General features: G+C 46.6%; 13 protein-coding genes. 2 read left to right on the forward strand and 11 right to left on the reverse strand.

Translation table 11 applies throughout. From position 1 onward, the window contains the following. Positions 1-51: 51 nt before the first annotated feature. The 5 genes from bcaP to ACPW7N_RS20815 all read right to left on the reverse strand — a co-directional run bounded on the left by bcaP (position 52) and on the right by ACPW7N_RS20815 (position 14,260). Positions 52-1,458, reverse strand: a complete 1,407-nt coding sequence (gene bcaP, locus ACPW7N_RS20795; RefSeq protein WP_425653166.1) for a branched-chain amino acid transporter BcaP — start codon at positions 1,456-1,458, stop codon at positions 52-54. Positions 1,459-2,009: 551 nt separating this feature from the next. Beyond that, positions 2,010-5,891, reverse strand: coding sequence for a helicase-exonuclease AddAB subunit AddA (addA, locus tag ACPW7N_RS20800; RefSeq protein ID WP_425653167.1), 3,882 nt, complete (start codon positions 5,889-5,891; stop codon positions 2,010-2,012). Next, positions 5,888-9,334 (reverse strand): helicase-exonuclease AddAB subunit AddB, encoded by a 3,447-nt coding sequence (gene addB / locus ACPW7N_RS20805; protein ID WP_425653168.1) that lies wholly within the window; start codon positions 9,332-9,334, stop codon positions 5,888-5,890. The genes addA and addB overlap by 4 nt, the downstream gene beginning before the upstream one ends. Positions 9,335-9,350: 16 nt before the next feature. Continuing rightward, positions 9,351-13,007, reverse strand: a complete 3,657-nt coding sequence (locus tag ACPW7N_RS20810; protein WP_425653169.1) for an AAA family ATPase — start codon at positions 13,005-13,007, stop codon at positions 9,351-9,353. After that, positions 13,004-14,260 (reverse strand): exonuclease SbcCD subunit D, encoded by a 1,257-nt coding sequence (locus ACPW7N_RS20815; protein WP_425653170.1) that lies wholly within the window; start codon positions 14,258-14,260, stop codon positions 13,004-13,006. Before ACPW7N_RS20815 ends, ACPW7N_RS20810 begins: the two co-directional genes overlap by 4 nt. Before the next feature lie 165 nt (positions 14,261-14,425). On the opposite strand from ACPW7N_RS20815, the gene ACPW7N_RS20820 reads away from it, so the two are divergent. After that, positions 14,426-15,769, forward strand: a complete 1,344-nt coding sequence (locus ACPW7N_RS20820; protein ID WP_425653171.1) for a hypothetical protein — start codon at positions 14,426-14,428, stop codon at positions 15,767-15,769. A gap of 44 nt (positions 15,770-15,813) precedes the next feature. Here the strand turns inward: ACPW7N_RS20820 and ACPW7N_RS20825 are convergent, their stop codons facing one another. From ACPW7N_RS20825 to coxB, 6 genes are all read right to left on the reverse strand, one after another. Further along, positions 15,814-17,529 (reverse strand): methyl-accepting chemotaxis protein, encoded by a 1,716-nt coding sequence (locus ACPW7N_RS20825; protein ID WP_425653172.1) that lies wholly within the window; start codon positions 17,527-17,529, stop codon positions 15,814-15,816. 121 nt (positions 17,530-17,650) lie between these two features. After that, positions 17,651-18,577, reverse strand: coding sequence for a COX15/CtaA family protein (locus ACPW7N_RS20830; RefSeq protein WP_425653173.1), 927 nt, complete (start codon positions 18,575-18,577; stop codon positions 17,651-17,653). 536 nt (positions 18,578-19,113) lie between these two features. Continuing rightward, positions 19,114-19,743, reverse strand: a complete 630-nt coding sequence (locus ACPW7N_RS20835) for a hypothetical protein (RefSeq protein WP_425653174.1) — start codon at positions 19,741-19,743, stop codon at positions 19,114-19,116. A 34-nt stretch (positions 19,744-19,777) separates the two neighbouring features. After that, complete coding sequence (gene cyoE / locus ACPW7N_RS20840) at positions 19,778-20,713, reverse strand: heme o synthase (RefSeq protein ID WP_425653175.1); 936 nt, start codon at positions 20,711-20,713, stop codon at positions 19,778-19,780. 45 nt (positions 20,714-20,758) lie between these two features. After that, complete coding sequence (gene ctaD, locus ACPW7N_RS20845) at positions 20,759-22,402, reverse strand: cytochrome c oxidase subunit I (protein ID WP_425653176.1); 1,644 nt, start codon at positions 22,400-22,402, stop codon at positions 20,759-20,761. A gap of 28 nt (positions 22,403-22,430) precedes the next feature. Continuing rightward, positions 22,431-23,369, reverse strand: coding sequence for a cytochrome c oxidase subunit II (gene coxB, locus ACPW7N_RS20850; RefSeq protein WP_425653177.1), 939 nt, complete (start codon positions 23,367-23,369; stop codon positions 22,431-22,433). Positions 23,370-23,862: 493 nt separating this feature from the next. On the opposite strand from coxB, the gene ACPW7N_RS20855 reads away from it, so the two are divergent. Beyond that, positions 23,863-24,630, forward strand: a complete 768-nt coding sequence (locus tag ACPW7N_RS20855; RefSeq protein ID WP_425653178.1) for a sulfite exporter TauE/SafE family protein — start codon at positions 23,863-23,865, stop codon at positions 24,628-24,630. Positions 24,631-24,647: the final 17 nt, after the last annotated feature.

Below are 24,647 nucleotides of genomic sequence, written 5' to 3' on the forward strand. Positions count from 1 at the left end.
TTCTTTCTTTCATTACTATCTTTCATTACTATCTTTCGTTACTATCCTTCGTTATTTCGATTCCTGATTCACGCCGTTTAATGCACTGTTTCGATACCCATAAACGAAGTAAACCACAATACCAATCGCAATCCAGGTTACAAAGCCAATCCATGTACTAACAGGCAAGCTTGCTACCAGGTATCCGCAGAATAGTACTGCCAGAATAGGAACTAGTGGTACCAAAGGAACTTTAAATGCACGTGGTAAATCCGGATGAGTTTTGCGAAGCGCAACTACTCCAATGGATACGACGATAAACGCAAACAACGTACCGATGTTTGTTAACTCCGCCAATTTGTGAAGTGGTACGAATCCACCAAAAATGGCACACAAGAGAGCTACGAGTACTGTGCTTTTCACAGGTGTTTGTGTTTTTGGACTAACAGCAGAAAGTGCTTTTGGAAGCAAACCATCACGGCTCATCGCATAGAAAAGACGAGTTTGTCCATACATCATAACCAAAAGTACCGTTGTAATACCAGTAATCGCACCAAGCGAAATAAATCCTGCAACCCAATCCTGTTCAACAAGACGAAGAGCAAAAGCAACTGGATCTTTTACGTTGAGCTGCTCATAAGGGACGATACCTGTTAATACAAGAGAAACAGCAATGTACAGAACAGTACATACAGTTAGAGAAGCAATGATACCGATAGGCATGTTTCGTTGCGGGTTACGAACTTCTTCTGCCGCAGTTGATACCGCATCAAATCCGATATATGCAAAGAAAACAGTTGCAGCACCTGTTGCAACACCAGAAAATCCGAATGGCATGAATGGTGTCCAGTTCTCAGGTTTTACATAGCCAATACCAACAGCCAAGAAGAGAAGAACAACTGATACTTTGATGATAACCATTACGTTGTTGAATTTCGCAGATTCACGAACACCTTTGATAAGCAATAATGAAATTAAGAAAAGAATAAGAATAGCGGGCAAATCAACAATTGTGCCTTTTTCTGGATCATATGCACTGGTTAAGGCCGTGGGCAAATGGATTCCGAAGCCTGCTATCAGTCCCTGGAAGTAGCCTGACCATCCACTGGCAACCGCCGACGATGCAAGTCCATATTCAAGAATCAGGTCCCATCCCAGGATAAAGGCAATGAACTCACCAAAGGTAGCGTAGCTGTATGTGTATGCACTACCAGAAACTGGAACGCTAGATGCGAACTCTGCATAACAAAGCGCGGCAAACACACAGGCTAGTCCAGATAGTATAAATGATAGTACAAGTGCTGGACCAGCGTGCTTAGCAGCAGCAACACCTGTCAGCACGAAAATACCAGTCCCAATAATGGCTCCGATACCTAACATGGTCAGGTCAAATCCACCTAACGCCTTTTTTAGCGAGCCACCCTTTGCATTGGTTGCCTGCAGCAATTCGCCTATAGACTTTTTACGAAATAAATCCACAGATTCTACCTCCTGATTCTGATGGTGTTGCATATAGTGTGCACCACGTAAAACATTTTTAACTTCCACTTTAACGCTTAAAAGCGCTTTCACGTTTGTCATTATATCGTGTCGAATTAAATTGAACAATAGGAAAAGACAAACAATTTCATTAATTGCAAATAAAATTTTGTTTATCGATTATATATTATCCTGCTATACATTTCTTCAAAAAACGGAAATGACTTCGGTCACAAAACCAGAAAAGAATTCGTCCCTTTCCCCCTCTCATCGGGGGGGCTGAAACATCGCTCTGTGGAAGTTTGCAAAGAAGATCATCAAGTCCGCTCTTTCCCTGCGAAAGGGAATCGCCAAACGCTTCGCCCCCTAAAGGGGTTGGGTGTCGGCTTGGTATCACTTCCAAGGAGACTGCAAGCGGACGAAATCTTTTCTTAATGGGCTCACGCAAAAGGAGAAGTTTAAGTACTTTAAGCCTTAAAGTACTTAAACTTTCTGATAAATCCAGAAAAAAAACTGCCCCTCACTAAGAAGGACAGTTCTGCACGCTAATCTTATTTTTTCACTTGTACGCTCAGATCGCCAGAAAAGAAGTAGAGATAACTGTCTTTTACTTCCCGTTTCCACATACTCTCAACGGCTCGGACATAGCTTTGTACCTGTTTTCGGTAGCGTTCTTCCAGATTCCTTACAAGACCCGGTGTTACCTCTGTATCAATTGCATCCGTTTTGTAATCAACCAATGTCAACGAACCGTCCGGATGTTCAATCAGACAGTCTAGCACACCTTGAAGAATGACCATGTCTCCCTCCAGATGGGCTTGTTCGCTCAACACTTCGCGAGCATTCACCGCCATGGTAAACGGCAATTCGCGGTGAACACGCGATGCGCTCTTTAGCATTACACCAAGCTCCGATTCAAACAAGCGCACGATCTTGTCTATACTGACCTGATCCGCCTGCTCCTTTGTCAAAAACTCATGCTCAATCAGCCGTTCAAGCTGTCTTTCAATATCGCCTCTGTCCAGGTTGCCCCGCAGATCGATATGTTGCATGACCAGGTGCATGATCGAGCCGATTTCTGCTTTGGAGAAACGATTAATTTTCTGAACATTCGTTGAATTATAAACTATTTCATCTTGCTTCATCAAAAACTTTGGTTTATGGGTAAGCTGTGTCACCCGTACTTTGTGATTGGGTGATGCCCAGTCCATACTGCCGCTGTTTTCACTTTTACGCTGCTCATCCTCCAGCCTTTTCAGCTCGGTGACAGTCCATTTTGCTGCTAATTGTGTCGCTTGAGGGTACGGATATTTCCAGGATAGACGCTCCTCAATGCGGGCACGCCAATGATCGTCTCTCGGTCTCGTTTCAACTGGTTCAAGATTGGCTAACTTTCTCCACGTCAACTCATCTGTACCTTTTGAGACAACGCTCGAAGGGAAATCTGTAGCATGATGCAAAATGATTTGCCAGCGAGATGGATCGGTTGTAAGTGGTAGCTGCACGTCTTGACCCAATTCCTGTACTATCTGGCGAAGTGGCGCTCCATCCGGATGTCTCACCAATGATCGACCCACCCAGTCAAGATAACCTTTTGCATTGATTAGATCTTCGTCTGCCAAGGTTGTCGATTGATCTGTTTGCTGGCACCATGTGATCACACTCTTGGTTGCATCTTTCAGTGAACCGACCAGAATCAGCTTTTCTCTGGCACGGGTTAGCGCTACGTACAGAACACGCATTTCTTCGGCCAGCATTTCCCGATGTAATTGCAGCTTGATACCAAGATAACTCGCACTGGGATAGCGCAAGCCTAACCGGGTATCGACCACTTGCGGGCCAAAACCAAAATCTTTGTGCAGCAAAAAGCCGCTTTTCATATCCATCGTATTGAATTGCTTCCCGAGCCCCGCTACAAAGACAACAGGGAATTCCAATCCTTTGCTCTTGTGGATGGTCATAATGCGAACGACATCTTCGTTTTCACCCACGACACGGGCTTCTCCTAAGTCACTTCCCCGCTCCTTGAGTCGATCGATAAACCGCAGGAAACGGAATAAGCCTCTATACGATGTAGATTCATACTGTCTGGCACGATCGTACAAAGCTTGCAGATTGGCTTGTCGTTGTACACCATTTTCCAATGATGCAACATAATCCCGATACCCTGTATCACGGTAGATCATGGCGATCAGGTCAGCAAGTGATCCCTGTCTTGCTTTGGTTCTCCACTGTTCAAGAACTTCATAAAAATCGCGAAGGCGTGACATCCAGTCGCTGTCTGGTCCTTCCTGTTCTGTCAGACAGGATTCGACCGCCTGATAAAACGGACAACCCGGATACGCTACACGAATATGGGCCAATTGTTCCTCCAGCAAGCCTACAATTGGGGATCGCAATACGGAAGCAAGCGGAATGTCTTGTCTCGGGTTATCGATAACCCGCAGTAGCGACATCATGACTTCAATTTCCGTTGCACCAAAGTATCCGTCACTCTGCTCTGTGTAAACAGGAATGCTCATGGCTCTGAATTCTTCCATGATTGGCTGTGCCCAGCCCGCCGTTGCCCGCAGTAAAATGACAATGTCCCGATAGGCTAACGGGCGCATGCCACCTTCTTTCTTGTCATACACAAGCAGTGGCTTTCCGCCTTCCCCCGGCTCCATCCACTTGCGAATCCGTTTGGCGATCAGTCTGGCTTCCAGTTGAGCTACAGTTGCCTCTTCTTGTAGTGCTTGAAAATCCTCAGCCAACTGAGCTTCCGCAGTTTCTCCCGCTTCTCCATCCTCGTAAAGACCGTCAGATCCTTCTTCTGCGGGTTTTGAACGATCAATTAAGTGTACCTCAGGCGTAAGTTGTTCCGGCTCAATTTCCGGGTAACGTGCTCTTCCAATCAATTCAGCAGCACGATCATACTCGATTTCACCCACTCGAGGCGTCATCACCTGACGGAATATAAAGTTTACGGAATCTACCACTTCTTTACGGCTTCGGAAGTTGGCTGCCAGGTCAATTCGATAGCCTGATTTGGCGATAGAGCCATTACGAGAAAATGTCAGGTACTTTTCCATGAACAGCTTTGGTTCGGCAAGTCGGAAACGATAAATACTCTGTTTCACGTCACCTACCATGAAACGATTGCCCCGCCTGTCTGTCGCAGCATCTCGTGAGACCATCCGCAAGATGGTTTCCTGAACCAAATTGATATCCTGATACTCATCTACCAGTACTTCAGCAAATTGCTCTCGTAACTGTCTAGCAATTGCGGAAGGAACGGAACCATCCGATTCTCCTTTGTCCGTCAAAATCTGAAGAGCAAAATGCTCCAGATCACCGAAATCAACCAAATCTCTGCTCCGTTTTTCTCGTTGATACGCCTCATCGAACTCTCTGATCAACCTCGTCATCGTCCTCATGCGAGGTGCCAGATCGCGAATATCAGCAACATACCGGGAAGCATCCATGACAAAATACTCTTCGCCTATTTTTTTGATTCTATCCTTCACTCCATTGCGGAGTGCTTGTACCTGTTCTTTGAGCAACGGGTCCGCTTCTTTCACACCCGGAAGTCGGCCAAACGAGATCGATTGAATCGCACGTTGGACGGCCTCCCAACCGCTGTCGCATGAGGTACAAGCCGACTGAATTTCCAATTGCTCTTTTTCAAGCAAAGGGACATAGGCGTTCGGCCCTTCTACAGAAGCAGCCAATGCGATTGCTTTATGCAACTGCGAAACCAGTCCTTGCAACTGAATCCGAATCGCTCCCAGTACACTTGCCATCCATGGAAGCTCGTCAACCGATGAATCTTCCTCTACATCAAACATACCTGCCGCATCCGCTAGCCACCTGTTTGGCTCCGGATGACTGCGTGAAAACTCGTACAGCTTGATCAATAATTGGGATAAAACTGAATCATCCTGTCCCTCGATCAATGCATCTGCCAACACAAGAAAATCTCCATCGCCTGAATACCACTCTTCCAGTTGCGACTCCAGTACATCTTGACGGATAAGTTCCATCTCTAACTGGTCCCCGATGCGGAAGCTGGGGTCGAGGTCAACCACGTAATAGTATTGGCGCAGCAATTGTAAGCAAAAAGAGTGGAGTGTGGTAATCGTTGCCCGCTGTAATAATGTCAGTTGTTTGCGCAGATGAACCGATTCCGGCTGATCCTCAATCGCCTTGCGCAAAGCGTCTCCGATGCGGTGCCTCATCTCTGCTGCTGCTGCATTGGTAAATGTAACAACAAGCAGTTCATCAACGCCAACTGGGTCGTCTACATCAAGTACACGTCGGATGATACGCTCAACGAGTACAGAGGTCTTCCCGGAGCCGGCTGCAGCAGCAACAAGGATGTCCTGATCTTTGGTAATAATGGCTTCCCACTGCTCGTCTGTCCATTGACCGGGATTGGTTGGTTGCGTTGTCAAATGGAATCCCCTCCCGTTGTGAGCATCTCCCAAACCTGACTGTTTTTCATTTTGGAGAGCAGCCGTTGTTCATTTCCTTCAAAAAACTGATCAAACTGGCAAACAGGTTTGTACGAACAAGTCTGACAAGCGAGAATCGGACCTTGCGTATATGGAGCAATTGCAATCTCTCCATCAAGCATTCGCTCGCCAATCTCCTGTATGGTCTGTCTGACATAGCCCTGTAATTTTTCGAATTGATCCTTGGTAGCTACAGATGAATACGCAGTAAACGTGCCGTCTTTTTTGAGCCCAAACGGTACCAATTCCGAAGAACCGCTCTCTGTTTGTGCATCCATCAAGCGGGCAAGCTCGGGATCCGCGAGCATCAAACCTTTCATCTTCAACTTCAGAATCCGCTCACGCTCTACTTCTTCTGGTGTCAGAATCGTTTTGGAGGCAACTTGCGGATCAGCCACCTGGTAATAAAAGACGCCGCCAATTTCTGCTTGGTGGCCAAGCCATTCCACCGCATTGCTTACAACCACATCGAGGTATACCAGCAATTGCAGATTTAACCCGTTCCAGACATCGACCAGCGCCAAATTTTTCGCACCTGTCTTGTAATCAATAACACGGAGATATCTTTTTTCCCCTTCCACAGAAAGGTCTACCCGGTCAATTCTCCCCATCAGTTGAAGCGTACTGCCATCTTTGCAGATAAAAGTAAGCCCCGGTATTTCTGCATCAGGCCCAAAGGAAATTTCCAAACCAATCGGAATGAATTTGCTCCGTTTGGCATGCTCTCCCAAGGTAGCAATGGCTCTGCCGACCGAGCGCTTCAGTTTGCTAGTGACAAAACGGTAACGAGCCGTGCGGTTCAGGATGCTGCTGCGGGTTTGTGGAACGACCTCATCCACCACCTCGTTAGCCAAAATCATGCTGCCCTCTTCCGTTATGCCTCCCCAGTCCAGCTTTTCCTCATTGATGCGTTCAACCGCCCGTTTTAACGATGCATGGAACAGATCGCCCACATCAAAGCGTTCCAGACGATACAACTCTCGATCCTTCAACCGCAGACCATGAGAGGAAAAATGCTGAAACGGACATTTCTGGAATCGTTCCAACCGGGAAACACTCACTCGTAAATGCTTTCCGTACAAAGAACGGCTCGTTCCTTTGGACAGCTTTTGCGGCTGGTTGGTGAAATGAAGCCCAGATAACAGCCGTTTTTCTTTATCGAGGTTCGGCTTTTGTGCAAACCAGTCGTACACTTCCCACCAGAAAGGAGAGAGCTCCGTTCCTTTTCTGATCTGCCTGAGCAAAGTAACCAGATGCGGAAAGGCACGTTTGGAATTCCCCAGCAACAGAAGATCAGTCTCTCCTTCTCCTGTCGGCTCATGATAAAAAAATTGCATATGCACGACAGGCAGCAACCGTTTGACTTTCTCCAGCACCGTAGAAGGGAGAAGTGCTTTCCCTTCCTCATCGGCGAGCGGACAACTGATGACGAGTTTTTCCGCAGGGCGTGTAATTGCCTGATAGAGCAAGAACTGCTCAGCAAGCAATTTCCGCTTAGCAGATGGGGCCAGTTCAATCCCTGCCTCCTGAAGCTTGTCCCTTTCTGCTTCATCGAGCAGTCCATCTTCCTGCGGGCGCATCGGGATAATGCCTTCATTGGCTCCCACGATAAACAATACCTTCACTTCCGGCTGGCGTGAACGCTCCATCTGCCCGATGACCACCTGATCTACCGCAGGCGGAACCAAACCCAACCGGAAGCTCTCCAATCCACTTTCAATAATTTGGGTAAAGGTATGAAGATCGAGTGTTACATCGCCCATTACCTCTACTACCTGATCGAACAGGTCCATCAAGCCGTTCCAGACTTGGCCGTGCTCTCTGGCAAGCTCCACATTCCCGCTATCTTGCGCTTCCTTTTGCCATGCTTCCAGTTTGGCAGGAGCCTCCAGGTCAATGAGCAGTTGATACAGCATCGTTGTCATCGCCCGAACGTTTGCCTTGGTCGCTGGCTTCATCAACCAGTCAAAATTCTTCAAATGCGTTGTATAGCGCTGTCTGATCTCATCGATGGTCTCATAGGTCTTGTCATGTTGTCCGAATCCCCACGCAGCAGAGTCGAACCATTGAGATCCTTGTATTCCATAGGCGAGACAATAGTTTTCCAGCAGATCGATCGCTGCACGGGACTCACGTAAGGATAAGGAGTCTAAAGGCGAACAAAGGTCAGTTTTGAGACAGCGAAATACCGCTTCATATCGCCAGTTAAAAGTAACCATTTCCAATGCTGACCGCACCAATTCAATCAGCGGATGGTGCATCACATTCCGCTTCTGGTCGAGAAAATAAGGAATCTCCATTTCCGCAAACAGATTGGCGATTGTATCGGCATAAGGCTGGATATCCCGCACCAGAACAGCCATTTCACGCCAACGATACCCCTTTTCTTGGGCAAGTGACAGGATGCTAAGCCCGATCGCTTCGACTTCCGCACGCCGATTGGTTGCGGTAAACACTTCCACACCGGAAGGCTGGTCAGAAGCAGGTAGTGGCTCCACTTTTCCCCACGAGAAAAAGGACTTCTCCATCATCCTGAGCGCAGGGCTGTTCTGAAAGCGATAGGTCTCTCCCCGTTCAATTATGTTCTCCCAATCAGCCCCTGCTTCCCCAGCGATCTTGCGCAACCGGATATACGTCTCATGCGACTGATGAAACAGGTCCAGTTCATTTACCGGCTGATGCACAAGGGCTGGGTCGAGCGTCAGAGCAATTGTTACGTTTTTCGTATGACGAATCAACTGCTCGATGATTTGATACTCCTGTGGAGTAAAGCCGACAAATCCATCAATCCAGATTTCTGCATCACGCAAGTACTTGGATCGCTCAATCTGTGCGATTACTCTCGACAGCATATCTTCCGTATCGTAGTACTGACCCGTTATATACGCATCATACGCACGCATAATGATTCCCAGATCATGCAGCTTGGCAGATAAGGTTCCTTGACCAAAGTCTTCTTGTTGCAACTGCTCGACAGTGATTCCATAGGTTTTGCACTCGCTGATCATGCGGGCCAGCTTTTCTACAAATCCAGGTTGTGAAGTTGCACGCTGGAACAACTGGAGCTCTTCTCGATGCCGCTCCAAAAGCATGCGTAGCACCATCTGTTTTCCCAACTCATCGACGGGCACTAGACTGGCTCCACCTAACTCTTGCAAAATCCGAAAGCCCAATCTGCCAAAGCTTAAAACCTGTGCCCGAATGGTTCCCGACAAGCTGCTCGATGTGGCGAGCGTATACTCCGCCTGAAAGGTAGCCTGTTCCGGTACAATATATAGTAAAGGCGGTCCACTTGGCATGGACTCCATCTGTTCCGTTATTCGGTTGACAATGGTCGTCGTCTTGCCTGTCCCTGCTCGTCCCAAAATAAATTGGACAGCCATTTTCGTACCTCCCACATTACTCAATTTCCAGTCTAATCGTACTTCCTGCCCCCATTGGTTCAGCCGGGGTAATGACCAGCCTGCGTGGCATCCTCTCCCGCATCTCGGGAACGTGACTGATCAGTCCGATCGCAAAGTCATCCATGCGAAGCCGCTCTAGCGAATCGAGCACTACCTCAAGAAGCTCTGGATCGAGCGTCCCAAACCCTTCGTCCAGGAAGAAAAACTCCAGTCTGCTGCCTCGCATCTGGATTTCTACGGAAAGCGCAAGGGCAAGCGCAAGCGAAGTCAGGAACGTCTCCCCACCAGACAGTGTGCTGACAGGACGACGATTTCCCCCCGTCGCTTCATCTCTCAGTACAAATTCTCCCTCTGCACCGATCTCCAATGCGTAACGGTTCTTGGTCATGCGTGCGAGATGGTAGGATGCATCACGAGCAATTGAAGTCATTTTCTCTTCGGCGATAAACTGGACGAACGCTTTTGCTTCAAACAGCTTTCGCAATTCTTCCAACCTGCTCTGCTCGTCTGCAATTCTTTCTCTCCGTTCGTGAAGCTGTGTCCAGCGCTCGTGATTTTCCTTGATCTTGTCCAGTTGCTCTGAAGAGAGGATGAGTTGCTTTTTGACTACTTCCCATACCTCGTCAATTTCTTTCCACGTGTGAAGAAGTGCCTCCCAAGCCTCTTGGTTGACGAATCGTCCATTCAATTTTTCTTCTACCTTCATCTTGTCGTAACGATAGCCTGTTACTTGTGTCTGATACTCTTCTACCAGCTTTTGATAATCAGGAAGACTCAGCTTCATCTGATAGAACGACTCGACTTGAGAGATTTCGTTCATGCCACTCTCGCCTAATGCTTGCTCCAGCGCAAGTGCTGCCTCTCCCTGCTGACGGGCCAATTGAATCGATGCTTCTTCTGCCTTTACAAGTTTTTCGTGGACGTCCTGTTTGAAGGCGATTGCTTGTTGTCTGGCCTGCTCCGCTTTTTCAACCGCTTCACGGTACTGCAATACTTGTTGATCTAGCTTCTCGATGCATTCCCTCGCAGGAACACCACCCGTCGTATTCTTCCATTGTTGTTTTTTCTCGTCAAAACGGGCATTTCTCTCCACTAGCTGCTGGTTCATCATCACCAGCATGCTGGACAATTCGATATGCTTGTCTTTTTGTGTTTGATACGAAAGCTGAACCAGCTTCAGTTGGTCTGTTCGTTCTTTGTGCTGCTGTTGCAGCTTGATCGATTCAGTTTCGCGTTCGCTGATGGTTTGACAGTATTGATCTATCGCATCAATGGAAAGCTCTCCTGCGAGCAAAAGCAGTCTTTCTTCCAGTTGCTTCACTTGATCTTGCACCTGAGCCATTTTTTCTTGGGAAGTTGCAATTTGGCTTTCAAGCTGGTGCTGGAGTGCTGCCTGTTTCTCGTAATCAGCTTTCTGTTGAAGCTCCAACTCTCGCAATCGGTTTACCCGCTCCTGGCATTCCTCGAGTTGCATTCGTACCGAATCTCTCTCTGTAATTTTTTGCTTTAAGTCTTGATCTACTTGTTTGTATTGATCCAATAACTGCCCGATCTCGGAAACTGCCCAGCCGCTACCCAATTGTTGTAACTGTTGGAGGATTTGTTCAAGGCGTTGCTGGATTGCTTCTTTTTCCTCCAACAAGCTCAGCTCTCTTTGCTTCAAGGCCGCTTCCTGTACCTGTGATGCATGGAGCTGATCTTTTGCGTGCTCTACAAGACGTTCTGCTTCCTTACCTTCTCGTTCAAGCTGGGTAATCAGCTCTTGAATGTCATGTTCTTCTTTTACAAGCAAGTCGGAATCGACCCTGTTGTGTGTCTGGCTGCTGCCAGGGTGTGTACATGAGCCACATACCGGACAAGCCTCTCCCTCTCGTAAATTCGTTCGCAAACTATGTGCCATGTTCTGTTGCTGCCATTGCAGTTTCCTTGCTTCTGCCTCCTGCTTGCGGTTGAGTAACTCATCACGCTTGCTCTGACGACTGGTCCACTCAGCATGGCACTGCTGTAGGATAGTTTTGCTTGCAGACCATGCCTCTTGAAAGTCTGCGTGTTTGGTTTCCCATTCCGCTTTGGCTTGCAACAGGTCACGCCACTCTTTTCCCATTCCCTTTACTTGTGACAAAACGTCCCGTGTCTCTTCCAATTGTTGTTCTGTTACCATCGGCTTTGCTTGCAGAACCAGTAAATCGGCATTGGACTGCTTCCATTGTTCGCCAGTAGATACCCATGTATCATGAAGCAGCTTCATCTGGCTCGTGATGTGATCGCTTTGGCCTTTGTATCGGGTCAATTCCTGCAGTAACTCAGCTTCTGCTGTCTTTTCCCGTTGCCAGCTTCGCTTCGTTTCCATCATTTCTTGGGCACGATTTCGTTCATCCGCAGGTACTACCAGCGTTTGCAGCCGTTCTTCCATAGCGGTCAATTCCTGCTGCCAGTTTTGACACTGTTGTTCGATTCGCTCCAGCTCTTGGCTCAAGCTGCTTGCTTCGCTTTGCTTTTTCTGTATTTCAAGCGTTTGCTGTGCAATGAGCTGCTGCATGGATGAAAGCTCCTGCTCCCATTCCAAGGCCTGGGCCAGCTTCGACTTTTGCTCGATGAGGAAAGGCTCATCCTGGCGCAGCCTGTGAACGGCTTCCAGATAAGTACTTTCCAGTTCATCTAAGGCCTTATCCGCCTGTTCTCGTTGGTTGCGCAACTCTTCCGCCATGCTTTTCGCCTGATTTTGCTCATACTCAAGCTTGGAGAGCCGTTCAATCAACGGCCATAGCTTCACGCTGGCTTCGATATTTCGAATCATCTCCTGCGTGGATTGGATCTTGTCTTTTTCCTGTTCAAGCACGTGCAGCTTTCCTAGAACCGTCTGATGCTCTTCCTGGAGTGCCAGCAATTCCTCTGTTTCACGCTTTTGATTCGCCAGTTGCTGATGCTGCGTACGTAGTGCCTGCTCTTGCTGCTGAACTGCCTCCAGTTCCGTTGTCGCTGCGAGCAATGCTTCAGGACCTGCCTCGCCCAGTCTGGCAAGCTCCAGCTCCAACTGATGCAATTCGGCTTTGTTTTCTTCATATGCTTTGCGAATGCGATCATTCAGCTTCTCCCCGTACTCCTGCAAATGAAAAATTCGCTGAAGCATCTCGTTGCGCTCACTGCCTTTCAGTGTAAGGAACTTCGAGAATTGCCCCTGTGGCAGCACAACCGCACGGGTAAAATCGTGAATTGTCAATCCGATCAACTGCTCGATTGCCTGTGTCGCCGCCGTTGCTTTGGACTCCAGGACGAAATCTGCTTCCTCGGAGGACATAGCCCGTTGAATCAAACGAACTTCCGGCTGGCGTTTGTTCCCTTTTTTATCGACGCCAAATTCCCGTTCAATGGTATATCTCTTTGCGTCAATGCCTTTTCCCAGTTCAAAGGTAAAGGAGACAAACAAGCTATTCTCCAGTTGATTCAACACCTGTTGCGGATGGGAGCTTCCCCCCATTCTGACAACCTGTCCATACAGAGCAAGCGTGATCGCATCAAGAATGGTAGATTTCCCACTTCCTGTGGGTCCGAAAATACCAAATAGTCCTGCTTCACACAGTGTTGCAAAATCAATCGTCTGTTTTTCACGATAGCTATGTAAGCCTGCCAGAATCAGTTGGATTGGCTTCATTCCTGATCCCCTCCTTCTTGCCCTGCCAGATCGGACTCTGCCATTAGTCTGGAAAACAGCTCGACGACACGCTCATCCGGCTGTATTCCCCGTTTGCGCTCATAAAAGCGGCGAAACAATTGCTCAGGGCTCATCTCATTCATTTGTTTTTCTTGTGTGGCTTCAATAGAAACCTCTGCACGCTCAACCAAAACACGCTGAATCTTGATAAAATTGTCACGCAGCTTGCGAATGCGCTGGAACTCTGCCGGATCAATGACGTCAGAAACATGAATCTCCAGATCAATCCAACTCTCGATATCTCGACCTTCTGCTACCCACTGTTCTACCTGAGCAATTCCCTCGGTAGCTTTCCATCGGGCTAGCGGCCGTCCCGATGAAAGATAGACGATTTCCTCCGAAACAGCTTGTCCAGGAACAATGTCGAGTACCACTACTGCCTTGCTCTGTCCTGCTTCCGAAAAACTGTAAGCCAAAGGAGAACCGCTGTAGCGGATCAGGGGAGAATCACTTAATTTTTGCAGGCGATGGAGATGACCCAAGGCTACATAATCCGCATTTTTCGGGAATGCCGAGGGAGAGACGGTATGTGTCCCGCCAATTTGAATGGGTCGCTCGGAGTCTGATTCTCCCCCGCCCATCACGAACAAGTGGCTCATGACGAGGTTGACCGTGTCCTCTCTGAATTTGGTTGACAGTTCTTCCAACAGCATTTGAATCCGCTCTGAAAAAGCCTGCTGCATCTGCTCAGGCGTAAAGTTTTCACTGATCAATTCTTTCAAACGTGCCTCTGAAGGGTAAGGAAGTGCGATGATCACCGCTTTATGCAAAATGCCGGGAATCGATATTTCCAACCAGGAAGGTCCTGCCTCCACTACCTTCACCTGTTCATGGGATGATTCTTTATTGATATAGGCCGTCTCTTTGGGCAGACCCAATAGTACGATTCCCTGTTTATAAGCGAGTGGAGCCGCTGCCCTGATCCGCTCAGGATGATCATGATTGCCAGCGATCACAACAACCCCACGTCTACCACCTGCAGACAAGCGTTCAAGAGCTTCATAAAACAGCTCTTCTGCCCATGCTGGCGGATTGACCGAATCGTATATGTCACCTGCGATGAGAACGAGGTCTACCGCACGATCTTCTACGATCTGGCACAGCTCACTCACGAACGCTTCCTGTTCGCTCCTTCGATCACGTCCCTCCAGCAATCTCCCAAAATGCCAGTCGGCTGTATGTAGAATGCGCATGACATGCTCCACCTCTATCGATCATTTGTTCTACTTTTTCTTTTCTAATTGTACCAGAAGACAGAAGCAGGAAGGGAAAAATCATCATGTAACTTTTGGCTGTAATTGTACGTCAAACTGATACAACATTTGATTTGGATACCGTTTAAAAAGGAGCGTCCTTGCATGAAAAAATGGTTTCTCCCCACATTCGCCAGTTCAATTATTCTTTCCCTCACGTTGCAGGCAGCTTTAGCAGCCCCGCCAGGTCAACGAAGCGATTTTGATCCGACTCCTACCCTGTCCAAATCCACTGTCCAGGAGCTGATCAAAGCACAAGGAAAAGAGAAAGACTACTATTTCGACGGGTTGTCTTTTGAGGAAATCAATTTGGATCAAGACCTTGAAACTGAAATTGTTGCCAAGATTGACGGGGCAGTTCATTTGGGCAACTTCTTTGTGTTTGATCATCAGGGCGGCAAATACAAGCTGATTGCAGAGAGAGCATGGAAAGTGGAACAAACCGCCTTGCGTTACCAGTCAGAGGACGGAACGCAGAGATTCTTTGAGACGGTGGAGCGAACTGGCGGAACGGGAATTGATATGACCATTTCACATGTATGGCAGGTGGAAAAAGGCGTTTTCGAGGAAGCATTCGAATGGACAACCAAAACTCGGTCTTACATTCCGTTTAGTGGCAATGTCGATTTCACAGTGGGTGGCTATCAATTCATTGACGAGCCGTCGTTGCACCTCTATGCGTGGACATCCAATCACCTGTTAACCAGTGAAGCACATGCACCCACAGCCCACTCTCCGAGCAATCGAATGGTGATCTATTCGTTTGACGGAAGGAAGTTTGTAGAGTCGCAGGACCAACCATACTCCACCTTGATTGGATTCCTCCAGGCTCGGATTCAACATAATGACGTTTCCCTGATTCGCACTTCATCAGAGAAGCTGGCACACCCAGAAAGCGGTTTGAAGGGGGCAGCGAATCCCCATTTCCTGCACTATACAGTGGAACAAGAATTTCAAACGGGAAATGAATGGACCTATCAAGTCCTGCTGTTCTCCGGGAATGCAGATGAAGCTACGCAGGTGACACGCGAAAAGATCACTGTTTCTCAAATAAAAGACAAGTGGTATGTAACGATGGTAGAGCCAGTGGAAAAGAAAGAGATCGGCAAAATGAGCGTATCTGGCAGTGACCCGGAGAGCTTGCAGCAAGTGGCGAAGTTTCTCGATGCTCAGGTAAAGCGTGATTGGAATCAGATGGCGACGTTCTTTTCCAATCCCAACGATCCAATGCTTACCTCCACTGAGACCAAACAGTCGTTGATTGGTGTATCCAATCCTCACTGGGAAACCTTCGATATCATCAAGGCTGAAACGGTTGGTGACACAATCCGCTACACGGTTGCTCTCAATATGGCAGTAACTGATCAAGGCATAAACGGTTCCCAAGAAGAAATTATTACGCTGAAAAAAGTCCAAGGGATTTACCAAATCACTGATATCAAGATATAGGAATAGAGCAGGCGGTCACTGGACGCCTGCTCATTTTCATTTATCTAAAAACGAAATCTATTCAGTTTCAGCATCATCTCGTCAGCAACATAGGACAGGGACTGAGATGAGGATGATATCTCTTCCATGGAAGCCAACTGCTCCTCCGCAGCCGCCGCAATGCTTTGTGCGTTGTCAAAGGCTTCTTTGGCCACGTTCGTCATTTGATTTACATACTGATTGAGGCTCGATGAGTTCGACTGGAGGTGCTCGGCTGTATCGGATACTTCGTGGATTCTGTTAAAGATCTGCTCCATCGTCTCGACAATCAACCCAAATTTGGCCTCTGTTTCCTGAACCGAAGCAATTCCATCATGAATGGTTTGCTCTACTGTGTTCATCGATTCAACAGATTTTTCTGTACCTACCTGCACATGGTATACAATTTCCGAGATTTGTGAGGCTGCTTTCGCTGATTCCTCTGCCAACTTCCTTACTTCATCCGCTACAACAGCGAAACCCTTGCCTGCCTCACCTGCTCTTGCCGCTTCAATCGCTGCGTTCAATGCTAATAAATTCGTTTGCTTTGCGATCCCTGTAATCGAACTGATGATTGCCCCGATTTCATGAGAATGCGAGCTTAACTCTTTGATTAATTGGGCAGATTGTTCAACCGAATCTCGCACCAGATGGAAATCACGGACGACCTTTTTCACTGCTACATTTCCTTCAGCCGCCTGTTCACTTGTCTTGCGAGATTCGTCCGCCACTTGCAAAGTCGTTTGTGCAATTCTCGAAATTCCTTCTGTCATCGATTCAATGGACTGGGCTCCGGTGATCGCTTCCTTCATCTGTTTCTCTGCCCCTCCCGCTACTACCTGGACAGATTCTGCAATTTGTTCAGAAGCACGGCTTGTCTGTTCGGAGCTTGCCGCGAGCTGCAAGGATGACGATGCAACTTGTTCTGAAGAAACAACGACCTGTTGCACCAAATCCTTTAACCCTTCTCTCATCTCATTATAACTGGCCGACAGTTGTCCGATTTCATCTGCGGAATCAACATGTACATCTTTTGTAAAATCGGCTTGGCTGGCTTCCTCAAGAACATCTGTTATCTTATTCAAACGCTGACTGATTCTTCTTACTACAAGATACGTGACAAGCTGGGAAATGACAGTGCCTGCAATAAGGACAATAGAAAAATTAAAAAATACATCAGAAAGCACCGAGTCAATCGTATCCTGCGATGCACCGACATACCAGATACCAATGATCGTACCAGAAGCATCCCTGATTGGCTGATAGGCAGCTTGATAGATTTTACCGACAACATTAGCTTCACCGAGGAAGGTTTGGCCTTCTTTCAATACTTTGGCAGCAACTGTTTCAGATGCCTTTGTACCGACTGCTCGTTTCCCCTCGTTAATCACATTCGTTGTGACACGGGTATCGCCAAGAAAAATCGTTACCGTATCTCCAGTCATTTTTCCGATCTCATCAACAATTTTCTCGTTATCGTTGATCTTTTGGGAACCCTTGTAAAGAATATCTCCCTCTACCTTCCAGTCCCCTTCATACTTCGAGTCTATGTAAGCGTATCCAAGTGCGAGATCTGATTTGGCCTTCTCCAGCGCTTCCGATTTTAACCCGTTTTCTACAATTGTATTTACCGAGTAAAGAAGCACAGAGCTAAAAAGCAGCAAAACAAGGAATACAAGGAGATTAATTCGAGTGCCAATTTTCATTTTACTGATCGTTAATAGATGCTTGTTGAGGGGCATGCAGGCTTTGACCTCCAGAAAAGAATAATAGAGTTTGAACTACTATCTATGATTATATTTGATAGACGAAACTGAAAATTGTTACATATTTATCAACAATAAAAGACCTTATCCACCACCGTCAGGCGGACAAGGTCTCATTTTGAGCCGATTCCAGGGGCTTTTTCACAGTTTGCAAACAAATGTAGCACAGTGTACCAAAAAGACACGTAATCACTGCTGAATGAAAGATAGTTGCATATAAGTGAATTCGGGAGAGTACCACAAGACCGCCGCTTAATACCTGGATCGTAATCAGGATAAAAGCAATGATGCTGGCAATGTAGATATCCCGTCTTGTTTCCTTGAAATGACGCAATGCATACACCATGAGTCCAAGAACCAGAAAGAAAAAGACCGCTGCACCCAATCGGTGTACAAATTGTATTCCTACGGGTCCGGAAAGTTCAGGAATCAATTTTCCCTGACAGAGCGGCCAATCCGGGCATGCCAGATACGACTTCGTATGACGAACATAGGCGCCCAAATAGACCACACCGTATGCATACAATGCCAACGCCCAGGAAAAATTGCGGAAACCACGAGGGACCTTTGTTTGAATCATCGCCCTGGACTGCTCCTTTTGCAGGACGAACATGGTAAGCAATAATACGCCCGTAAACGCTAATAGCGAGAACCCGAAGTGAAGAGCCAACACGGCTGATGATTGCGGCCAAATGACTGCTGATGCTCCGAGAATCGATTCAAGCACGATGAAGAATATCCCGAACAGCGCTAGCGAACGTACTTCTTTGTTGCCACGGTATCTTCTCCAAGCTAGTCCTGAGAACAGAATCACAATGATCCCGGCCAATCCTGTTACGAGTCGGTGGGTATACTCAATCATCGATTCAATCGTATATTCTGGTACCCATCTACCATTACACAGTGGCCAATCATTGCCACAGCCAAGACCTGAATTCGTTTTGGTCACGAGGGAACCTGCAATCATAACGAGGAACATAATGACAGTTGCTGCAATTGCCAGCGATTTTAAAAGCTTATCCAATTCTTACACCTCCCTCAAATCCATGATGAGGATGATAGTTTACTATATGTCTGAAACGACTTTGCTAGAAGTCCACTTATTTTCAAATCCATGAAAGAAACATCTCCTGACAAGCAAGAGATGTTTCTTTATCTTTTCAACATTATTTACGCGTAGAAAGTGAAGACGAGTACCAGAAAATCAAAGAGAGTAATCCTGAAAACAAGAACAGGCCTACTGCAAACATAATAAGAGCCATTACAAGTGCCTCCTTTTCAAACTCCGTTAAGAAAAACGTTGTCCCTTTCAGGTCTCCCTGACAGCTTGCAATGAAGGTAAAACTGTCCGACTTTTCTTATCCTCAGGAAGTAGTCAAACACGTTGCAGCCTCTTATGTGTCGCTGGTTGACTACTTTTTCCCTGATGATTGCCAAAAGTCTAAGCTACGCTGCCAAAGTCGCTTGAAAAGGACAAGCATTTTTCTTGAATGCTAATGGAAAAAGTAAAAAAGCTTTACTACCTTAAAGTTTTTTTACTTTCTGATATTACCAAAAAGACTACTTCAATATGCCGGTGAACTTCACACCGCACCATTCAGCGAACTGTTCTACTGTCATAACATTGGTCAGAAGCAAAATGCCAAGGCCCAACATGAGAGTAAACAACCAAACACTCATGGATGCAGGGATAAAGCGCTTCAATGCTTTTTCATTCCCACGGAAGTGGAACGCAATAGCGATGACAAACAAAATCACGGAAATCAACAGCATAATGAACTGGCTTGCGTACACCGTGACATAAGCCGTCCATGCAGCAGGGCCCAGCACTGCCATCTCTTTGATTAACAGCCACTCTTGAACCATGGATGCTGCAAAGAGAGCCGCAGATACCAATAATCCAATCGTGAACGCACCATTCGCACGTTTGCGGAAGGAATTACCCGTGAATACTGCTGCTACAGCCCCGAGCAACAACGTAAGTGTGCTCATATAAGGGAGATCAGATGTTTGTGATAATGAAAATACTTCTGGTGACCAACCTCGCAGGTAAACATTGGCCGCTACAAATGTTGCAATGAAGAACAACGTACTGATCAATCCAAGCCAAGTAGCCAATTGACCGTTATCTTTCATACCCTCTCCCGGTTCATATGCGGGAGGATAGGCGTGTTGATTGTGGTTCGCCATGCAGGGTCCCTCCTTTATTCCAGCAAATACTAGATTATAATGTGCTAACAATCACAGAGCCACAGATCGCTAACAGATAGACTAGGGAGTAGCCAAACATCTTTTTCGCCCATGCGTTGTCATCTGTTGCAAAGAACCCTTTGAACGCAAGGTACAAGTAGATTACACCGAGGACAACTGCCGTAGTCAGATAGATGTACCCTACTGTACCAAATGCGAACAACAGGAGTGACGCTGGCAATAAAGCTGCCGTATATCGCAGGATTTGACGTTTCGTCTCTTCAAACCCTTTCACTACAGGAAGCATCATGACGTCTCCGTTGCGATAATCCTCCACCTTCATCATGGCGAGTGCCAGGAAATGTGGGAATTGCCACAAGAAAATAACAGTAAACAAAATCCATGCAGACGGATCAATCGTACCTGTTACCGCAACCCACCCAATGACAGGAGGAACTGCGCCAGAGACCCCGCCAACAACCGTATTCAGCGTAGTGACACGTTTCAACGGTGTATAGAGCAATACATAGAAAATATGACCGATCAAGCTAACGACTGCTGCAAGTGTGTTCACGAACAAGCCGAGAACGATAAGACCTGCGAGTAAAAGTGCAATCCCGATCGCAAGCGCATTGCGTGGGTGAATTCGGCCTGTTGCCACCGCACGATTCTTGGTACGCTTCATTTTCAAATCCAGTTCTCGATCCCAATAGTTATTGAGAGCCGCTCCAGAAGCGATCACAAAAGCCGTACCAATCAGAGTAAAAATGGTTGTTTTCAAGTCGAGAGACCCTGATGCGGCCAGCCACAAGCCAGTAAATGTTGTCAACAGGTTAGAAATCGTAATACCTGGCTTGGTCAGATACAAATAATCACTCCAAGTGGCAGGTTTTATTTGCTCCACCTGAACAGTAGAATCCGCTTCGAGAAACGATCCGGAATTCTCTTTCAAAACTGCTTGTTGTTCCATAATAAGAACCTCCTCCTGGCTTGACAGTCGGCCACAGGGTTCGACCTACAGGCCTACACCAGTGCCGCTATTGACGGATTCACCGTATTTCATTCGTTTTGAACGAGGTTTTCCGTAGTTGTACGGAGCTTCTGTAACAACCGGCATCTCATGGAAGTTGTGCTCAGGCGGTGGAGAAGATACGGTCCACTCCAACGTTTGTGCTTCCCACGGGTTGTCCGTTGCTTTTGCTCCTTTTACTAATGAATATGCAATATTGATAAAGATAAACACTGTTCCGACTGCTAATGTAAACGCACCGATTGTCGCAAGCTGGTTTACCGTCGTTTGTTCAGGGATGTAGTCAACGACACGACGCGGCATACCTGCCAAACCAGCAAACAGCATTGGTGTGAATGTTAACAAAGTACCAAGGAAGTAGAGCCAGAACGACCATTTACCAAGCGTTTCGTTATACATGCGGCCTGTTGCTTTCGGGAACCAGTAGAACATTGCTCCGAAACAAGCCATTGCCGTTCCACCGAATACGACGAAGTGGAAGTGACCTACTACGAAATACGTGTCATGCAAGTTAATATCAAGTGGTACTGCCGCAAGGAATACCCCTGTCAAACCACCAATGGTGAACAATCCTACAAATCCAGCTGCTGAAAAGAGAAGTGGTGTCGTAACCTTGATTGAACCACGCCACAGGGTAGCCAGCCACGCAAACACCTTGATCGCTGTCGGTACCGCAATAACCATGGATGTGATCATGAACGGAATACCAGCGTCAATTTGCATACCAGATACGAACATGTGGTGGGCCCAAACAAGGAATCCCAGGAAACCGATCGCAATGGATGAGTAAGCAATTGCGTGATAACCAAAGATTGGTTTACGAGCAAATACCGGAATAATCTCGGAAACAAGACCCATGGCTGGAATAACCATTACATATACCGCCGGGTGAGAATAGAACCAGAACAAATGCTGATACAGCATGACGTCCCCGCCAGCAGTCGCATTATAGAAGATCGTGCCCAGATGGCGATCGGTAAGCAAGGTAGTTACCGCACCCGCAAGAGCTGGTGTACCAAACAACTGAATGAAAGATGTAACCAATGAAGCCCATACGAACAATGGCATACGGTTAAATGTCATACCAGGTGCACGCATATTAAAGATGGTCACGATAAAGTTTATTGCTGCCAAAATGGATGAAAGACCCAAAATGTGAACAGACGAAACCCACAGGTCCAGACCCATACCTTTTGATTGGATACTGTATGGAGGATATGCTGTCCACCCTACATCAGGCATCGCCCCTACAAAGAAGGAACCGATCAGTACAACCCCACCCAACAAGTAGAGCCAGTAGCTGAGTGCGTTCATACGCGGGAATGCCATGTCGTGCGCACCAATCATAATCGGAATCAAATAGTTACCAAACGCACCCGTCAAGAACGGAATAACGAACAAGAAGATCATGATCGTTCCGTGCATGGTAAACATTTGGTTGAACGTATCAGGTGAAATGATTGTTGGTTGTGGGAAGAACAACTCTGTACGAATGGCCAAAGCTGCCAATCCACCCATGATGAAGAAGATCAATGAAGTAAGCGCGTACATAATCCCAATCTTTTTATGGTCAACTGTCAGGATCCAGTCGCGCAAGAACGAACGATTTGCATTCGTTGTACCAGCCACTTGTGACACCCCTTCCTAAAGCCTCTTACTATTTCAGCGTCTTAATAAATTCCACTAGAGCTTTTGCTTCCTCTTCGGACATTGAGCTGTACGGTTGCATCACATTTCCATAACCTTCCGCCAACTTGTCGCCGGGTTTGAAAATGGATTCAGTCAGGTAAGCATCATCCGCTTTTACGGTAGAACCATCTGCCAACTTGCGATCAGAGCCCGCCAAACCTTTCCAGGTAGGTCCTACTCCTTGTCCACCGTCAACAGAGTGGCAGTTCAAACAGCCGTTTTCTTGTGCTACTGTTTTTCCGTCTAGAGCTCCACCTGTAGAAGCCCCTGCTTTTCCACCGGATTTTACCCAAGCATCAAACTCATCTGCTTTCATGATGGTAATTTTGTTAACCATCATCGTATGAGCCGTACCACAGTACTCCGCACAGACAACTCGCAGGTTCTCGTTCTTCGATTGTCCCTCGACTTTCACGGAATATTGGGTTTCACGCCCTGGAACAGCATCCTGTTTCATACGGAATTCTGGGATCCAGAAGCTGTGAATAACATCCTTGGAAGTAATTTTGAACAAAACGTCTTTGCCTTCCGGGAGACGCAGGTCATTCGTTTTCTTGAATCCGCCTGGATACTCATACTCCCATGACCATTTTTGGCCCGTTACATTAATCACTACAACATCACTCGGTGTTTTTTGAATGGCGTATGTCATTTGGGTACTGTATACACCAAGAACAACGAGGATCAATGCAGGAATTGCTGTCCAAATAATTTCCAAACGATGATTGCCGTGTAGATTCAAGCCCTCTTTCGCCGCCCATTTACGACGATAACGAACAAGGAAAACAGCAAGAAGTAATTCTACTAATACGAAAAAGAACAACGTAATCGCTAGAATAATGTAAAAAAGAGAATCTGAGTCTTTGGCAACTTGAGTAAGTGCTTCTGGTAGCCAAAAATGCTGCATATTGTTCACCTCCGAAAGAACAAGAACATAAAATAAAGTAATCGAGAACAGATGTTTACTGGTTGTAATGCAGGGAATCCCTCTGCACCACCTCCTTACAATAGGTCGTAAATTTACAGACTATTTAACGGAAAAAGTTTCAAAAATGTTCATATAAACACCACTACTTGAAAAATTAACCAGTTTCATCTCATTGTAGCTAAGAGTTTTAAAACTAGTCAATAATATCTCTAACATTTTTACTATAAATAACGTGATAAAACATGAACAACAATAATCTATCAAAAATCGACAGAAAAAGCACTAGAAAAATGTGATTTTTATCACACCCAATTTTTTTCTGTGAAAAAACGTCACAACGTTTTTCATAAACACTTGCCTAATTTAACAGGATAGGGCACAAAACTAGATAAATGACCATAGCCTGTTATTAGTTTTTAGGAAAAATGAAATTTCAACTCGTGAATTTACTGGAAGTTAGGATGGTTGCGACATGGATTTCAGCTTAGTGGTGATTGGTTTGTTTGTTGGCTTCCTCGTCGGGCTCACAGGGGTTGGTGGCGCTGCCCTGTTAACTCCTATTTTGATTATGCTGGGGATATCACCTACCATTGCAGTAGGCACAGATCTTGTTTACAACTCTATCACCAAAGTCTTCGGGGCTTTCCAGCATTGGCGGCAAAAAACGGTTCACTTCAACATCGTCATATACTTTGCCATTGGTAGTGTTCCCAGTGCAATCATTGCTGTGAATCTGATTCAATTTATTAATAGCATCTATGGCGGGGCCGATTTGATTGTGAAAAAGGTGCTGGGATTCGCTCTTATCCTGATTCCAATTGCCATGATCGTCAAAACGATTCAGTCCCGTCGTGAAACCAAACCAAACAAGTGGCAACAAAAGAGCATCCAGGAAAAGCGTAAACTTACCATTATCATTGGTGCTTTCCTTGGTTTTATTGTTGGTTTGACTTCCATTGGCAGTGGTTCACTCTATGCATTAGCACTGATGTATTTTTTCCGATTAAGTGGGAAAGAAATTGTTGGTACAGACATTGCGCATGCTTTCATACTTGTCACCGCTGCCGGTTTGGCACACGCTAGCTATGGCAACGTAAACTATGCCATCGTATTTCAGTTACTGGCGGGGTCGATCCCTGGTGTCTTTGCTGGCAGTATCCTTTCTACTCGTGTGCCTACTTTTTATCTGCGATGTGCCATTTCCATGATTATCTTGATCAGTGGGATCAAGTTGATGTGAATGTAAATATGAAAAAA

Source organism: Brevibacillus nigriterrae, from assembly GCF_049846925.1.
Taxonomy (GTDB): domain Bacteria; phylum Bacillota; class Bacilli; order Brevibacillales; family Brevibacillaceae; genus Brevibacillus_H.

Excerpts from the sequence above, each read along its gene's own strand:
- addB (WP_425653168.1), bottom strand. The coding sequence starts at position 9,334 with ATGGCTGTCCAATTTATTTTGGGACGAGCAGGGACAGGCAAGACGACG.
- ACPW7N_RS20810 (WP_425653169.1), bottom strand. The coding sequence starts at position 13,007 with ATGAAGCCAATCCAACTGATTCTGGCAGGCTTACATAGCTATCGTGAA.
- ACPW7N_RS20815 (WP_425653170.1), bottom strand. The coding sequence starts at position 14,260 with ATGCGCATTCTACATACAGCCGACTGGCATTTTGGGAGATTGCTGGAG.
- ACPW7N_RS20820 (WP_425653171.1), top strand. The coding sequence starts at position 14,426 with ATGAAAAAATGGTTTCTCCCCACATTCGCCAGTTCAATTATTCTTTCC.
- ACPW7N_RS20825 (WP_425653172.1), bottom strand. The coding sequence starts at position 17,529 with ATGCCCCTCAACAAGCATCTATTAACGATCAGTAAAATGAAAATTGGC.
- ACPW7N_RS20835 (WP_425653174.1), bottom strand. The coding sequence starts at position 19,743 with ATGGCGAACCACAATCAACACGCCTATCCTCCCGCATATGAACCGGGA.
- cyoE (WP_425653175.1), bottom strand. The coding sequence starts at position 20,713 with ATGGAACAACAAGCAGTTTTGAAAGAGAATTCCGGATCGTTTCTCGAA.
- coxB (WP_425653177.1), bottom strand. The coding sequence starts at position 23,369 with ATGCAGCATTTTTGGCTACCAGAAGCACTTACTCAAGTTGCCAAAGAC.
- ACPW7N_RS20855 (WP_425653178.1), top strand. The coding sequence starts at position 23,863 with ATGGATTTCAGCTTAGTGGTGATTGGTTTGTTTGTTGGCTTCCTCGTC.